At 72.2% G+C, this 15,033-nt stretch carries 11 protein-coding genes and 1 tRNA gene; 7 read left to right on the top strand and 5 right to left on the bottom strand.

What is annotated here, in order from left to right; genetic code table 11:
* The first annotated feature begins 61 nt into the window (after positions 1 to 61).
* Together nudC and D9R02_RS05610 are read left to right on the top strand one after the other, a co-directional pair.
* Positions 62 to 1,036 (top strand): NAD(+) diphosphatase, encoded by a 975-nt coding sequence (gene nudC, locus D9R02_RS05615; RefSeq protein WP_121566507.1) that lies wholly within the window; start codon positions 62 to 64, stop codon positions 1,034 to 1,036.
* The gene (locus D9R02_RS05610) at positions 1,030 to 2,835 is read left to right on the top strand and encodes an ATP-dependent helicase (RefSeq protein ID WP_070636735.1); all 1,806 of its coding nucleotides are present in this window, start codon (positions 1,030 to 1,032) and stop codon (positions 2,833 to 2,835) included. Before nudC ends, D9R02_RS05610 begins: the two co-directional genes overlap by 7 nt.
* A 117-nt stretch (positions 2,836 to 2,952) precedes the next feature.
* Here the strand turns inward: D9R02_RS05610 and D9R02_RS12265 are convergent, their stop codons facing one another.
* Both D9R02_RS12265 and D9R02_RS12260 read right to left on the bottom strand, forming a co-directional pair.
* The gene (locus D9R02_RS12265; RefSeq protein ID WP_245190532.1) at positions 2,953 to 4,308 is read right to left on the bottom strand and encodes an alpha/beta fold hydrolase; all 1,356 of its coding nucleotides are present in this window, start codon (positions 4,306 to 4,308) and stop codon (positions 2,953 to 2,955) included.
* A gap of 69 nt (positions 4,309 to 4,377) precedes the next feature.
* A complete protein-coding gene (locus D9R02_RS12260) occupies positions 4,378 to 5,244 on the bottom strand; it encodes a flavin-containing monooxygenase (protein ID WP_310793806.1) in 867 nt (288 codons plus the stop codon).
* Between the two features lie 261 nt (positions 5,245 to 5,505).
* On the opposite strand from D9R02_RS12260, the gene D9R02_RS05595 reads away from it, so the two are divergent.
* Positions 5,506 to 6,513 carry a LacI family DNA-binding transcriptional regulator gene (locus D9R02_RS05595; RefSeq protein ID WP_121566509.1) on the top strand — a complete coding sequence of 336 codons (1,008 nt, stop codon included), beginning with the start codon at positions 5,506 to 5,508 and terminating at the stop codon, positions 6,511 to 6,513.
* Between the two features lie 172 nt (positions 6,514 to 6,685).
* Here D9R02_RS05595 and D9R02_RS05590 read toward each other — a convergent pair whose 3' ends face one another.
* Positions 6,686 to 7,417, bottom strand: a complete 732-nt coding sequence (locus D9R02_RS05590) for a hypothetical protein (RefSeq protein ID WP_121566506.1) — start codon at positions 7,415 to 7,417, stop codon at positions 6,686 to 6,688.
* Positions 7,418 to 7,699: 282 nt separating this feature from the next.
* Here D9R02_RS05590 and D9R02_RS05585 point away from each other — a divergent pair, with 282 nt between their 5' ends.
* The gene (locus D9R02_RS05585; protein WP_235005038.1) at positions 7,700 to 8,278 is read left to right on the top strand and encodes a M48 metallopeptidase family protein; all 579 of its coding nucleotides are present in this window, start codon (positions 7,700 to 7,702) and stop codon (positions 8,276 to 8,278) included.
* 47 nt (positions 8,279 to 8,325) lie between these two features.
* Here D9R02_RS05585 and D9R02_RS05580 read toward each other — a convergent pair whose 3' ends face one another.
* A complete protein-coding gene (locus D9R02_RS05580) occupies positions 8,326 to 9,804 on the bottom strand; it encodes a zinc-dependent metalloprotease (RefSeq protein WP_121566505.1) in 1,479 nt (492 codons plus the stop codon).
* A gap of 98 nt (positions 9,805 to 9,902) precedes the next feature.
* Here D9R02_RS05580 and D9R02_RS05575 point away from each other — a divergent pair, with 98 nt between their 5' ends.
* The 3 genes from D9R02_RS05575 to D9R02_RS05565 all read left to right on the top strand — a co-directional run bounded on the left by D9R02_RS05575 (position 9,903) and on the right by D9R02_RS05565 (position 14,352).
* Positions 9,903 to 11,099 carry a YlbL family protein gene (locus D9R02_RS05575; protein WP_259463911.1) on the top strand — a complete coding sequence of 399 codons (1,197 nt, stop codon included), beginning with the start codon at positions 9,903 to 9,905 and terminating at the stop codon, positions 11,097 to 11,099.
* Positions 11,100 to 11,203: 104 nt separating this feature from the next.
* A complete protein-coding gene (locus D9R02_RS05570) occupies positions 11,204 to 14,170 on the top strand; it encodes a UPF0182 family membrane protein (RefSeq protein ID WP_039101760.1) in 2,967 nt (988 codons plus the stop codon).
* Between the two features lie 105 nt (positions 14,171 to 14,275).
* Positions 14,276 to 14,352: transfer RNA gene (locus D9R02_RS05565), tRNA-Met, on the top strand.
* 143 nt (positions 14,353 to 14,495) lie between these two features.
* Here D9R02_RS05565 and D9R02_RS05560 read toward each other — a convergent pair.
* Positions 14,496 to 14,924, bottom strand: coding sequence for an LbetaH domain-containing protein (locus tag D9R02_RS05560; RefSeq protein WP_121566504.1), 429 nt, complete (start codon positions 14,922 to 14,924; stop codon positions 14,496 to 14,498).
* Positions 14,925 to 15,033: the final 109 nt, after the last annotated feature.

The raw sequence follows: 15,033 nt of genomic DNA, 5'->3' as shown, positions 1-15,033 counted from the left end.
CTCGGCGGGGGCTGTCCACACAGCCCGTGTGGGTGTCCGGGGCCGGGTCTACAGTGGTGCGGTGATCTCATCCCAGGACCCTGCCACCACGCCCGCGCCGCCGCTCGGCCCCGAGGACCTGCCCTTCGCCGGCCGGCCGTTCGACCGTGATGCGGTGGAGCGCGAGCACCGGGACCTCGTGGCCGCGGCAGAGGAGTCGGGCTGCGCACGGGTCCTGGTGCTCCGGGGGTCCCACGTGCCCACGACGCCGGACGGGCCGTTCCTGCCGCTGCTCACCGAGGTGCCGGCCGCCACCGGGGACCCGGCGCGTCCGGACGTGTACCTGGGCCGCACCGCGGACGGGACCCGGGTGGTTCTGCGGACCTTCCCGGAGGACGCCCAGCTGCCCGGGTTCGAGGCCGTGGCCTGGCAGGGGCTGCGCAGCCTGGCCACCACCGTGGCCCCGGAGCTGACGGCGCTGCTGGTCACGGGCCAGGCCATCGCCCTGTGGCACCGCGACCACCCCCGGTGCCCCCGGTGCGGTGCGCTCACGGAGGTGGTGCGCTCGGGCGGGGCCCGCCGCTGCCCCGGAGACGACTCCCTGCACTTCCCCCGCACGGATCCCGCGATCATCGTGGCCGTGGTGGACGACCACCCGGACCCCGCTCAGCAGCGGATCCTGCTGGGACGCTCGTCTCTGTGGAGCGGCAACAGGTACTCCACGTTTGCCGGTTTCGTGGAACCCGGCGAGTCCGCGGAACAGGCCGTGGTGCGGGAGGTGAGTGAGGAGGCCGGGGTCGTCGTGGACACCGTGCAGTACCAGGGCTCGCAGCCGTGGCCGTTCCCCCGTTCGCTCATGCTGGGCTACCGCGCGGTGGCCCACACCGCGCGGGTGCACGCGGACGGCGAGGAGATCCTGGACGTGCAGTGGTTCACCCGCGAGCAGCTGCTCCACGCGGCCCGCCGGGGTGATGTCGTTCTGCCCGGCCGGGTGTCCATCGCCCACGCGCTGATCGCCAGCTGGCTGGGCCAGGAGCTGCCGGAGACGGCGTGGTGAGCGCGGACGCGGTGGGGGAGCAGACCGCGGAGGAGCGGATCCTCGGGGGACTGGACCCCGAGCAGCGGGTGGTGGCCACCACGCTGCGCGGCCCGGTGTGCGTGCGGGCCGGCGCGGGCACCGGCAAGACCCGGGCCATCACCCACCGCATCGCGTGGGGCATTGCCTCGGGCGTCTACGCCCCCCAGAAGACCCTCGCGCTGACCTTCACCGCACGGGCCGCCAACGAGATGCGCCAACGGCTGCGCGTGCTCGGTGCCCCCGGCGTGCAGGCGCGGACCTTCCACTCCGCAGCCCTGCGCCAGCTGCAGTACTTCTGGCCGCAGGCCGTGGGCGGGCCCCCGCCCGGGCTGGTGAACCACAAGGCGCGGCTGATCACGGAGGCCGGCCAGGCCATGCGCCTGTCCACGGACCGGGCCACGGTCCGGGACGTCGCCGCCGAGATCGAGTGGGCCAAGGTCTCCATGCTCACCCCGGACACCTACGTCCAGGCCGCGGAGAAGCGGGACATGCCCGCGGGCTGGGACGCGCGCACCATGCAGCGTCTCTACCAGTCCTACGAGGACCTCAAGGCGGACCGGCACCTGATCGACTTCGAGGACGTCCTGCTCATCACCGTGGGCATCCTGGAGGAGGACGAGCGGATCGCCGCGGCGGTCCACGCGCAGTACCGGCACTTCGTGGTGGACGAGTACCAGGACGTCTCGCCCCTGCAGCAGCGGCTGCTGGATGCCTGGTTGGGCACACGGGACGATCTCTGCGTGGTCGGGGACGCCTCCCAGACCATCTACTCCTTCACGGGCGCCACGTCCCGCCACCTGCTGGACTTCCCCGCGCGCTACCCGGGGGCCTCGGTGGTCGAGCTGATCCGCGACTACCGTTCCACCCCGCAGGTGGTGAACACCGCCAACCGGCTGCTGGCGGCGCGCCGCCCCTCCCTCGGTTCCACCCCGGACACCTGGGCCACCCCGTTGCGGCTGGTCTCGCAGCGGCCCGCGGGCCCGGAGCCCGCCTGGAACGAGTACCCGGACGACGAGGCCGAGGCCGCGGGTGTGGCCGTACGCATCCAGGACCTGATCGACGACGGTGTGGCCCCGCACGAGATCGCCGTCCTGTTCCGCACCAACGGACAGTCGCAGGCCTTCGAGGCGGCGCTCGCCGACGCGAACATCGGCTTCCAGCTCCGTGGCTCGGAGCGGTTCTTCAACCGGCCGGAAATTCGCCAGGCCATCGTGCAGATCCGCTCCGCCGCGCGCACGGCGGGCGCGGACCGCGCGGACGTGCCCCGGCAGGTGCGCGACATGCTCGGCTCCCTGGGCTACACCGAGCGGGCCCCGCGCTCCGACAGCGCCACCCGCGCCAAGTGGGAGTCCCTGCGCGCGCTCGTCTCTCTCGCGGACACCATGGCCCGCCGCGCGGCCGAGGACGGCGAGACGCTCTCGCTCGCGGGGTTCGCCCAGGAGATCGAGCGCCGCGCCGCCACCCAGGAGGCGCCGGTGGTGGACGGCGTCACCCTGGCGTCCCTGCACTCGGCCAAGGGCCTGGAGTGGGACGCCGTGTTCCTGGTGGGGCTGTCCGAGGGGCTCATGCCCATCTCCTTCGCGGACACCCCGGACGCCATGGACGAGGAGCGCCGCCTGCTCTACGTGGGGATCACCCGCGCGCGGGAGCACCTCGTGTTCTCGTGGTCGCTCTCGCGCACGCCGGGCGGGCGCCCCAACCGCTCGCGCTCGCGGTTCCTCGACGCCGTCCTGCCACCGGAGCCGCGCACCCCGGCACGACGCCGCGGCGGCCGCTGAGCGGGTCGGCCGCCTCCCGGCGTCGCTGGCTCGTCCGGCCCCGTTGCGCCTCCCGACGCGTCCCGCGGTCGAGGCGCGCCCGGAGACCGTGGGCCGGGACCGGCCCGGGCGGCGTCGTCAGGCGCGGTCCATGTCCGCCCAGAACTTGGTGGCCAGGCGCGCGAACTCGTCCGCCCGCTCGATCATGGGCCCGTGACCCGTGTTCCGGAAGCGGTGGGTGCGGGCCCCGAGGGCCTTCGCCCCACGGGCGAGGTGGCGGAAGGGCAGCACCGTGTCCTTGTCGCCCCACACGATGAACACCGGCAGTCCCGTGGCACGCACACGAGGCACCAGGGCCGCGCGCCACCCGCTCCTGACCCCCGCGGGCGTGCCCACGGAGCGCAGCATCTCGAGCATGGCCTCGGAGCCCCCGGGCCGCTGCGAGAGCCGGTGGTTGTGCGCCACCCGTTCGGGGGTCGCGAAGCGCGGGTCGTGGTACATGGCCCGTTCGGAGCGCAGGGCGCCCTTGCGGCTGGGCGCGAGGGCGCGCTCGCCCACTCCGGGGATGCTCGCGAGCCGCAGGGCGGGACTCACGCCGCGGCCGAAGCCCGCCGAGTCGACCAGCAGGAGGCTGCGGACGAGGTCGGGGCGGTCCGCGGTGAGCTGCATGGCCACGGCCCCTCCCAGCGAGTTGCCGACCACGTGCGCCGGTGCGATCCCGAGGGTCTCCACGAGTCCGGCCACCCGGGCGGCCAGGTGCTCCAGCCGCATCCCCTCGGGCGGGACCTCGGAGCCGCCGAAGCCCGGGAGGTCCACGCTCACCACGCGGTGCCCGGCGCTCAGCAGCTCGTGCTGCTCGTCCCAGTCCTTCAGGCTGCGGCCGATGCCGTGGATCAGGAGCACGGGGGTTCCCGCGCCGGTGTCCCGGTACTGCAGCCCGTTCCAGTGCTGCAGGTTGGTCTGCTCGCCGTCCGCGGCGGGGGCGAACGTGAACTCCAGCTGGTCGTCCCGCTCGGTGCCGGGGCGGAACAGGACCTTGTCCCGCAGGTAGTTCTGCCGCACGTTCCAGGCGCCGTCGGCACCTTGGCGGGGGAGCAGGTGCGCGCCGCGCTGGATGTACCCCGAGGCGAGGTCGATGAGCGGTCGCAGCCCGGTCCGGGGCCCCGAGTACCGGGGCGTCACGGCCACTGCGCCCGCGCGGTCCATGCGGTCCAGCACGCGGTGGAAGTACTCGGTCACGAGGTCCACGCGCAGCGTCCACGAGGAGTTGGTGTAGCCGATCGCGAAGGCCATGTTGGGCACTGCGTCCAGCATCATGCCCCGGTAGCTCACGTGCTGGGCCGGATCCACGGTCTCGCCGTCCACCACGAGCTCCGTGTTCCCCAGGAACTGCACGTTGAGCCCCGTGGCGGTCACGACCACGTCCGCGTCCAGGTGGCGCCCGGACGCCAGCTGGATCCCGTCCGGTGTGAAGCGCTCGATGGTGTCCGTCACGACCTCCGCGTTCTCCCCGCGCACGGCGCGGAAGAAGTCCCCGTCCGGTGCGGCGCACAGCCGCTGGTCTCACGGGTCGTACTCCGGCGTGAAGTGCTCGTCCACCGGGAAGGTGGGGCCCAGGTGCTTCACCGCACCGCGGTGCAGCAGCTCGCGCATGGCCTGCGGGCGGCGTCGGCTGAACTCGTAGACCGCCATGCCGCGGGCGATGTTGCGCCAGCGGTTGGCCGCGCCGGCCAGACGGGGAGGCAGGCGGCGCCGCAGCCTGATGCCCGCCTCGTCCCGGCCCGGCACCGAGGCCACATAGGAGGGGGAGCGCTGGAGCATGCTCACCCGGGCGCCGCGGTCCACGAGCGAGGGGACCAGGGTGATGGCCGTGGCGCCGCTGCCGATGACCACCACGCGCCTGCCCGCCACGTCCAGGTCCTCGGGCCAGTGCTGCGGGTGGACGACCGTGCCCCGGAACTCGGGGAGGGTGGGCCAGTCCGGTGTGAAACCCTCGTCGTAGCGGTAGTAGCCGGTGGCCATGAACAGCCACCGCCCGCGCAGCCGGGAGACCTCGCCCGTGTGGACGTCCTCGTGGGTCACGGTCCAGGTGTGGGTGTCGGAGGACCACTCGGCCCGCCGCGCACGCTGCCCGAACCGGATGTCCTCCAGGACGCCGGCCTCCTCGGCGGCGGCACGGACGTACTCCAGGATGGTGTCTCCCGTGGCCAGGCTGCGCTCGCCGGTCCACGGGCGGCTGCGGTAGCCGAACGTGGCCATGTCCGAGTCGGAGCGGATGCCGGGGTAGCGGAAGAGGTCCCAGGTCCCGCCGATGTCGTCCCGTGCCTCCAGGACGGCCACGGTGCGGCCCGTCCCGGCCAGTTCCCGCGCGGCCCCGATGCCGGAGATCCCCGCGCCGACGATGATGACGTCGACCTCGTACGTGCTCATGCCGTCCTCCAACTGCCTGTGCTGTGGTGTGCCACGACGCCGCGGCGCGTGGGCCCCGCCCCGCGGCTCCGGGGTGGCCTCGGCGAGCACCGGCCGGTGACCCGCTCCCACCCGCCGAACTGGAGCCTCACGATGGGTACTAACACGCGTTAGTGTCGTGGACGCCGAGTGTAACAGCTCACATCCCCGGCCTGGCAGGGCCGGTGCCAACCGGCCGGCCACTAGCATGTGGGCATCGACACCCACGGAGAGCACATCAGCATGGACGGCGGCAGCACCCCCGCACGGCGGGCCACGAGCGCGGACGTGGCGCGTCTCGCCGGGGTCTCGCGGACCACCGTGAGCTTCGTGCTCAACGACACTCCAGCGCAGTCCATCTCCGCCGAGACCCGGCGTCGCGTCCTCGACGCCGCCCACAGCCTCTTCTACGCACCGTCCGCGGAGGCCCGCGCACTGAGCAGCGGGCGCTCCACGTCCGTGCTCCTGTACCTGCCACCCGCGGGTTCCCTGTCCGAGGACATCGGGGTCATCATCGAGCGGCTGTCCGTGCTGTTCGAGGAGGCGGGCCTGTCCATGGTGATCCACGCGTGGACCCGCCGCCCCGCCACGCACGTGTGGTCCTCCGTGACCCCGGCGGCCGTGCTCGCGTGGGACCTCGCGGACGACGACGCGCAGCGGATGCGCCGCAACGGCGTCCGCGGGGTGGTCTCCTGGACCGGTTCGGACAGCATGGGCCGGTGGATCACGGGTCCGCGCGAGGAGGACATCGCCCGGGTCCAGGTCGGTCGCCTCAGGGCCGCCGGCCACGAGCACCTGGGGTACGCGGTGACCGGCGGGGACCACATGCACGGTGTCTCCCAGTGGCGCTACGCCGTGCTGCGCCGCGAGTGCGAGGCCCAGGGGCTGCCCGAACCGCGCCTGCTCCCCGTTCCGGCCGATCCCCGGGGCGCCGCCGAGGTCCTGCGCGCCTGGCGGGCCGAGGATCCCGGGGCCTCCGGGGTGTGCGCGCACGACACCACCGCCGCGCTCGCCGTCCTGGCCGGGATGCGCGCGCTGGGCTGGTCCGCGCCCCGGGACCTGGGGATCGTGGGGGTCAACGACTCCCCGGCCGCCGCCCTCGCGGATCCGCCGCTCACCATGGTGGCCCTCGACGCGGACGTCACGGCCCGGCACATCGTGGCCGTGATCACCGCGCTCGTCCGGGGGGAGCCGGAGCCTCCCGCACCACCCACGGGCGGGGCCTCGATCGTGGACCGCGAGTCGGTCTGACAACGTCCGCGGACACGGGCGGGTGCGACGCTCCGGGCCGGCCGGCGGCCTGCGACTCATGTCGCCCGCGGGCGCGTGGGGACGTGGCGCTCGGGTGGGGGTGTTGCGGCCGTGCGCCCGCGGTGGTCTGAGCCACTGCTGAACGCGTGCGGACCGGCACGGCGGAGTGGTCTCAGCCGCCCGTGAACGCGAGGGCGCACAGGCACCCGGGGTCGGGCGCCAGACGGGTCCGAGCGAGGCCTCTGCGGAGCACGAGGGCGTCCGACGGGTGGCCCTCGTGGCCGTCGGCCGCCAGGGAGGGTGCGGCCGCGGCGTCGTCCTCGAGGGCCAGACCGAGCAGCTGCCCGGCGACCGCGCCGGCCACCACGGTGCGCGTGATCGCCGCCAGGGCCGAACTCGCCCCCGGCGGGACCGGATCCGCACCCTCGGACGTGGCGCGACGGACCACCCGCCGTGACTCGCGGGCCGCCGCCACCAGGCACCCGCGGCACGGGCGGTGGGCCCAGTCCGTGGCCGGCCACGTCACGGCGCTCGCGCCGTCCGTCACGAGGTGCAGGGACGTCAGGGCGCCGTCGAGAGGGGGATCCTCCGGCTCCACGAGGTCGGTCACGAGGTCACCGGTCACGGCGCCCGCGCGCAGCACGACGGCGGCGGGGACAGCTGCGGAGGGGAAGAGCTCCGGTGCGCTGAGCGGCACGCAGCGGGCGGCACGGCGACGCAGCTCCCGGCGCAGCACCAGCTCGCGTGGCTGCCCCTCCGACTCTGCGGGATACGGACCGTGGCGGATGTCCGCGATGGACACGGGTGCGGGGTCGTGAATGTTGAGCAGGCACACGCCCGCCTCCGCGAGCCGGAGGCACACGGCAGCTGCCAGGGGGTCCAGACCGGAGACGAAGACGTGCACCTCGTCGACAGCTGGAGGGGAGCAGAGCTCCGGCGGGTGCTCACGTCCTGCCGGCCGCGGGCCAGTGGTGGGGGACCCGGAAGCGCCCCGCACGCGGGGCGCAGGCGCGCGCCCCGGCCCGGGGGGAGCGCTCGGTGCTGCGGCCGGGACGACGGTCTGAACGGGTGGACGGGTCATCCTCCCAGGGTGCGCGTGGCGGCCGCCGTCCGCCGGGCGGTCCACGGAATCCACAGTGCGGGTGCCGGTTCGCCCGCCGCGGGAGCACAGTGGTGAACTGGGGGCATGCCCCGACCACGAGCCAGAGCGAGTCAGCCCCCTGAGGACCTGCCGGAGATCATCGTGCAGCGCAGCAGCCGCCGCACCAAGACCGTGAACGCGCACTTCAGCGGGGACGCCGTGGTCCTCGCCGTGCCCCAACGGGCCACCCGCGCCCAGATCGCGCACTGGAGTGCGACGCTGGTGCCCCGCGTGGTGGCCAAGCGACGGGCGGCGGAGGCGGCCGCACGCACCCGGCACTCGGACGAGGCGCTCGCCCAGATGGCCGAGCGGCTGTCCCGCACCCACCTGGAGGGCCGCGCCCGGCCCACGAGCATCACGTGGTCCACGCGTCAGCACACCCGCTGGGGATCGGCCACCCCGAGCACCGGGAGCATCCGGATCTCCCGCCGCCTCGCGGACGCGCCCGAGTGGGTCCTGGAGACCGTGGTGCTCCACGAGCTCGTCCACCTCCTCGAGGCGCACCACAACGACCGCTTCTGGGAGATGGCCCGGCGGCACCCTCGAGCGCAGGACGCCGCCCAGTTCCTGGACGGCGTCGCGTGGGCGGAGCGCCACCCCGCAGAGGATCCCGACCGGGGGTGAGGCGCCCCGTGGGCGGACCCCGTGGGGTCAGGACCTCCTGACCGGGGTCAGTTCTCGTTCGGGGTGGTGCCGGGGTCGTCCTGGTCGTCGTCACCCGCGTGGCCGGCGCTCCCGTCCGCGTCCGGATTCCGGGAGGTTCCCTGCGGATCGTCGTCGCCCTGGGCGGGGGACTCCGTGCCGGGTTCCTGGCCGGCCTCGTAGCCGCCGGCCAGCAGCTTCTCGAGCGCGGCGTCCATCTCCTCGTCGCTGGCGGTGAGCAGGCCGCGGCGCTCCTCGAAGCCCTGGGGGGCGTCGAGGTCCTCGTTGGTGGGCAGCAGCTCGGGGGACTCCCAGAGGCTGTCCCGTTCGGTGATCCCGCGCTGCTCGGCCACGTAGTCCCAGAACGTGGCGGCCTCGCGCATCCGGCGGGGGCGCAGCTCGAGACCCACCAGGGAGCCGAAGGTGCGCTCTGCGGGCCCGCCCTCCGCGCGGCGTCGGGCCATCATCTCGGTGAGCGCCGGGGCGGACGGGATGTTCACGGTGGAGGCCACCGTGACCCGGTTGACCCAGCCCTCCACGAGGGCGAGCACCGTCTCCAGCCGGGCGAGCGTGGCCTCCTGCTGCGGGGTCATCTCGGGGCTGAACACACCGGAGGCGAGCGCGTCCTGGACGCCGGAGGGGTCGGTGGGGTCCAGGTCCCTGGCGATGGACTCGATGCGCTCCATGTCGATGTGGATCTCGGAGGCGAACGCCGTGATGAGGTCCAGCACGTGCTGGCGCAGCCACGGGACGCCGTGGAACAGGCGGGCGTGCGCCGCCTCACGGATGGCCAGGTAGAGCAGGACGTCCGAGGCGGGCAGGTCCAGCCCCTCACTGAACTCGGCGATGTTGGAGGGGACCAGAGCGGTGCGCTTCGCCGCGAGCGGGATGCCCACGTCCGAGGAGGAGAGCACCTCGCAGGACAGCCCGCCCACGGCCTGCCCCAGCTGCATGCCGAACATCATGGACCCGGCCCCGGAGAGCATCCCGGACAGGTCCGCCCCGCCCATGGCCTGGGAGAGCTCGGGCGGCAGCTGCTGGGTGAGCGCCTCGGACATGGCCTGGGAGACGGAGGCGGCCACGGGTGCGGACATCTCCTTCCAGGTCTCCCACGTGGCCTCGATCCACTCGGCGCGCGCCCACGCGGCGGGCATCACGGGGGCCTCGTCGAACGCGGTGTTGTCCTGGAGCCACAGGTCCGCGAGCTTCATGGCGTCGCTCACGGCGCCCTTCTGCCTCTCGGTCACGGAGGGGTCGCCCTTCTGGGAGGCCACCTGCCGTGCGTGCTGGTTGGCCAGGTCCCAGTTCACGGGCTCGTCGGAGGACGAGGAGCTCATCATGGACTGGATCTGCTGGAACATCATGGACATGGTCTGCGGGTCCACGGGCATCCCGGCCGGCATGTCGCCGGGCTTCATGGCCCCGGACCCCAGCAGACGCTCGAACATCTCCTGGAACGGGTCCTTGGGGTTCTCGCCGTTCTCGTCGTTCGGAGGATTCGAGGGCATGGGACCGCCAATCGTCGTGAAGAGGGAGTGCTGGAACTGTCCTTCAGGATATCGGGCGGCCCCTGGGGCCCACCATCCCGCAGACCCACAGTTCGCTGATGGCTCAGGTTCCCGCGCCCGGGGCACGACGACGCCCGGGCGCGGCGGCGTCGTCGTGGCGGGGCACGGGACGGGTACGCTGGGCCCTCGTGAAGCGCACGCAGAGCACCGGGAAGACCACGGCCGGAACCACGGCGGCCCGGGGACGGCCACGCCGGTGGTCCCTGCCCACGGTCTCGCTCGTGGCCACCTCCGCCCTGCTCGTGACGGGGGTCGTGCTGCCCGCGCCCTACGTGATCGAGGCCGCCGGGCCCACCTTCAACACCGTGGGTGCGCACCAGGACAAGCAGCTCGTGGAGATCCAGGGCGCCCCCACGTATCCCAGCGACGGCGAGCTGGACCTCACCACCGTGTACGTCACAGGTGGGCCGTCCGGGCGGATCAACTCCATCAACGCCCTGCTCGGCTGGCTGGACCCCTCCGATGCCGTGATCCCCGAGGACACCCTGTACCCGCCCGAGACCACGGGTCAGGAGGTGGACGACTCCAACGCCGCGGCCATGGCCTCGTCCCAGGACGAGTCGGTCGCGGCCGCCCTGGACTACCTGGGCACCCCGTACACCACCACGCTCAGCGTCCACGCCGTGGTCGAGGGCGGGCCCGCGCAGGGCAAGCTCCGGGCGGGGGACGAGCTGGTGTCCGTGGACGGCAGCCCGGTGACCTCCCTGGGGCAGCTGCGCTCGCACCTGGACGAGGCGGGCTCCGAGGGGGCGGACGTCACCGTGCGCCGGGACGGGGCCACCACCACGGAGCACGTGGAGCTGACCCGCGGCGAGGACGGCACGAGCTGGCAGCTGGGTGTGTACCTCGTCCCGAGCTACGACTTCCCCGTGGACGTGGAGTTCCAGCTGGAGCAGGTGGGCGGGCCCAGCGCGGGCATGATGTTCGCCCTCGGGATCATCGAGGAGCTGACCCCGGGATCCATGGCGGGGGACGAGCACATCGCAGGGACCGGCACCATCACCGCGGACGGCGCCGTGGGACCCATCGGCGGGATCCGCCAGAAGCTCGAAGGAGCGGCCGACTCCGGAGCCTCGTACTTCCTGGCACCCACCGAGAACTGCTCCGAGGTCACGGGGCACGTCCCGGAGGGACTCACGGTGGTCGAGGTCGCCACGCTCGGCGAGGCGGTGAACGCGGTGGAGCAGGCGGCGGCGGGCAACGTCTCCGGGCTCCCCAGCTGCGGAACGCGGTGACACCCCGGCCCTGAAATGTCCGCCCGCGGGGTCCACGACACCATAAGGTTGACTGTGATCATCCTCAGGTGATCGTCCGCGCCCAGGGAATTCAGAGGTAAGCAGTGACCGCCGGATCCACGTCTCCCCGCCCGTCCGAGAGGTCCGCAGCGGGCCGCCCCAAGCGCGGGGCCCTGCTGCCCACCGTGATCGCGGTGGTGGTCCTCATCGCGCTGTTCGTGGCCGCCACCCAGGTCTACACCAACGTGCTGTGGTTCGAGCAGCTCGGGTACCTGAAGGTGTTCATCACCCAGAACCTCGCCGCCATCGGCCTGTTCGTGGTCTCCGCCCTGATCGTGGCGGGTCTCATGTTCCTCAGCCTGTGGCTCGCGTACCGTCACCGCCCCCGGGGCGGTGAGGTCACGGACACCATGCGCAAGTACCAGCAGGCCCTGGACCCGGTGCGCAAGGTCGTGATGATCGCGGTGCCCGTGATCTTCGGCCTCTTCGCTGCCTCCACGGTCGCCACGCAGTGGCAGACCGTCCTGCTGTTCTTCAACCAGGAGCCCTTCGGCCAGACCGATCCCGAGTTCAACCTGGACCTCGCGTTCTACGTGTTCACGCTGCCGTTCCTGCGGCTGCTCATCGGGTTCCTGGTCACGGCGCTGCTGCTCGCCGGCGTGGCCGGTCTGCTGATGCACTACGTCTACGGCGGGATCCGCATCCACGAGCGCGGGATCAGCACCACGCGCGCCGCCCGCGTCCACCTGGGCTCGATCGTCGCGGCGTTCCTCGCCCTGCAGGCGGTGAACTTCTGGCTGGACCGCTACTCCACCCTGATCTCCGACTCCGGCAAGTGGACCGGCGCGCTCTACACGGACGTCAACGCCGTGATCCCCACCAAGGGCATCCTGGCCGTGGCCGCGCTGCTCGTGGCCATCCTCTTCGTGGTGGCCGGGATCATCGGCCGCTGGAAGCTTCCCCTGATCGGGCTGGCCATGCTGGTGGTCGTGGCCGTGGTGGCCGGTGGTCTCTACCCGTGGGCCATCCAGCGCTTCCAGGTGACCCCCACCGAGCAGGCGCTCGAGAACGAGTACATCCAGCGCAACATCGACATGACCCGCCAGGCCTACGGCCTGGACGAGACCGAGGTCACCCCGTACGACGCCACCACCCAGACGGAGAAGGGCGCACTGCGCCAGGACACGGAGACCACCTCCAACATCCGTCTGCTGGACCCCAACGTGGTCTCACCCGCGTTCGCCCAGCTGCAGCAGTTCCGCCCGTACTACCAGTTCCCCGAGATGCTCGCTGTGGACCGGTACAAGATCGACGGCCAGATGCAGGACACCGTGATCGCCCCGCGTGAGCTGAACCCGGATCAGATCCAGGGGTGGTACAACCAGTCCGTGGTCTACACCCACGGCTACGGCGTGGTGGCCGCCTACGGCTCCCGTGTGCAGGAGGACGGCAAGCCGCAGTTCATGCAGTCCGGCATCCCCTCCAAGGGGGAGATCTCCGACGACTACGAGCCCCGCATCTACTTCGGCGAGAACTCCCCGAACTACTCCATCGTGGGCGGTTCCCCGGAGGACGAGCCCCTCGAGCTGGACCGCCCCCAGACCAACGAGGGCGACGCCGCGGACGCGAAGACCACCTTCACCGGGGACGGCGGGCCCAACGTGGGCAACTGGTTCAACAAGCTGGCCTACTCGATCAAGTTCCAGTCCACGGACATGCTGCTCTCGGACGCGGTGCGCCCCGAGTCGCAGATCCTTTACGACCGCAACCCCCGGGAGCGCGTGGAGAAGGTCGCCCCGTACCTCACCGTGGACGGCAAGCCCTACCCGGCGATCGTGGACAACGAGGTCGTGTGGATCGTGGACGCCTACACGACGGCCGCGTCCTACCCGTACTCCTCGCCCTCCGTGCTCCAGGAGGCCACGCAGGACACCCAGACCGCGCAGGGCACGGCCGCAGCACTTCCCAACGAGCGGGTGAACTACATCCGCAACTCGGTCAAGGCCACCGTCAACGCGTACGACGGCTCCGTGGACCTGTACGCCTGGGACGACCAGGACCCGGTTCTGAAGGCGTGGCAGAAGGTCTTCCCGGAGACCGTGAAGCCCTACTCGGAGATGTCCGCGGACCTCATGGCCCACGTGCGCTACCCCGAGGACATGTTCAAGGTCCAGCGCGAGCTGCTCAACCGCTACCACGTGACGGACGCGAACAGCTTCTACGCGAGCGACGACGTGTGGTCCGTGCCGAACGATCCCACCCAGCAGAACCAGGACGTCCCGCAGCCGCCGTACTACCTCTCCATGCGCATGCCGGGGGAGAAGGAGGCGAACTTCTCGCTCACGTCCTCCTTCATCCCGCAGCAGAACGAGACGGGCAACACCCGCAACGTGATGTACGGCTACCTCTCCGCGAACGCGGACGCCGGCACGGGCAAGGACGGTCAGAAGAGCGACGAGTACGGCAAGCTCCGGCTGCTGGAGCTGCCGCGCTCCTCCGTGGTGCCGGGCCCGGGCCAGGCGCAGAACCAGTTCAACTCGGACACGGACGTGTCCCAGGAGCTGAACCTGCTGCGCCAGGGCGCGTCCGAGGTCATCAACGGCAACCTGCTGACCCTCCCGGCCGGCGGGGGCATGCTCTACGTCCAGCCGGTCTACGTGCAGTCCTCGGGCGACGCCGCGTACCCCACGCTGCGCCGCGTGCTCGTGGGCTTCGGCGAGCAGGTCGGCTTCGCTCCCACGCTCGACGGCGCCCTGGACGAGGTCTTCGGGGGCAACTCCGGTGCCACCACGGACACCGGAGCCGGTGTGAGCGAGAAGGCGGCGGAGGCCGCTCAGGGCGGTGGCGGGACCGGGAAGAAGGACGACTCCTCGTCGCCGAGCCCCTCGCCGTCCGGAACCCCGGCGCCGCGCTCGTCCTCCCTCCAGGAGGCGCTGGACTCGGCGAACAAGGCCATGCAGGAGTCGGACCAGGCCATGAAGGACGGGGACTGGGCCAAGTATGGCGAGGCCCAGGACCGGTTGCAGCGGGCCATCGAGGACGCGATGGCCCAGGACGGCGCCACGCAGTAGCGCGGCTGGCACCGCACGCGAGGGGCGGTCCCCGGGGAGCAGTTCCCGGGGGCCGCCCCTCGATTTGCACGACCCCCACGCCCTGCGTATAGTTGTCGATGTCGCCGCGGGGTGGAGCAGTTCGGTAGCTCGCTGGGCTCATAACCCAGAGGTCGCAAGTTCAAATCTTGCCCCCGCAACCACGAAGAAACCCGGTTCCGCAAGGAACCGGGTTTCTTGCTGTTCGGGCATCCTCGCGTGCCCCGGGTGGCACGCCGGACCGCGTGTCCGGCGCCGTGGCCGCCGCGCCGCTCTGAGAGGGTACGGCAGCCACGCGGCGGGGCGCTCAGAGGTCGCGACGGTGGCCCACGAGGCGAGCGGGGTTTCCCGCCCAGATCTCGTTCTCCCCGGTGGAGTTCATGAGCACGGAGTTGGCGCCCACGATCGTGCCGTTGCCGATGCGGGTGACTCCGGCGCCGCCCAGCACCACGCAGCCGGGGAACAGCACCACGTCGTCCCCCACGTGCAGCCACTCGAACGGGGAGTCCTCGCGGGACACGTGCGCGTCCTTGCGGCCCACCGTCACGTTCTGGTAGATCCGCACCCGCTCGCCGAGGGTGACCTCGGGGTAGACCACGCTGCCCATGCCGTAGTGCACGAGCCGCAGGTCCTTGCCGCCCTGCACCCCCGCGGGGATGGAGATGTTCAGCGGAAGCAGCGCCAGACGCGCCCAGCGGTGCTTGCGAAGTGACACGAGTTTTTCAGGAAGTCCCATGTCAGACCACAGTAATCGAGTGCGGGACACCTCCGTCCGCCGTGACGGACGGAGCGTCCGGCTCCCGCGGGTCACGGCCCGGGTACGACGACGCCGCCGTGCCCCGGGT

This window comes from Kocuria rhizophila, assembly GCF_003667225.1.
GTDB classification, from domain to species: Bacteria; Actinomycetota; Actinomycetes; order Actinomycetales; family Micrococcaceae; genus Kocuria; species Kocuria rhizophila.
The sequence above is the reverse complement of the archived record's forward strand: the minus strand, read 5'-3'. Positions and strand labels throughout refer to the sequence as shown.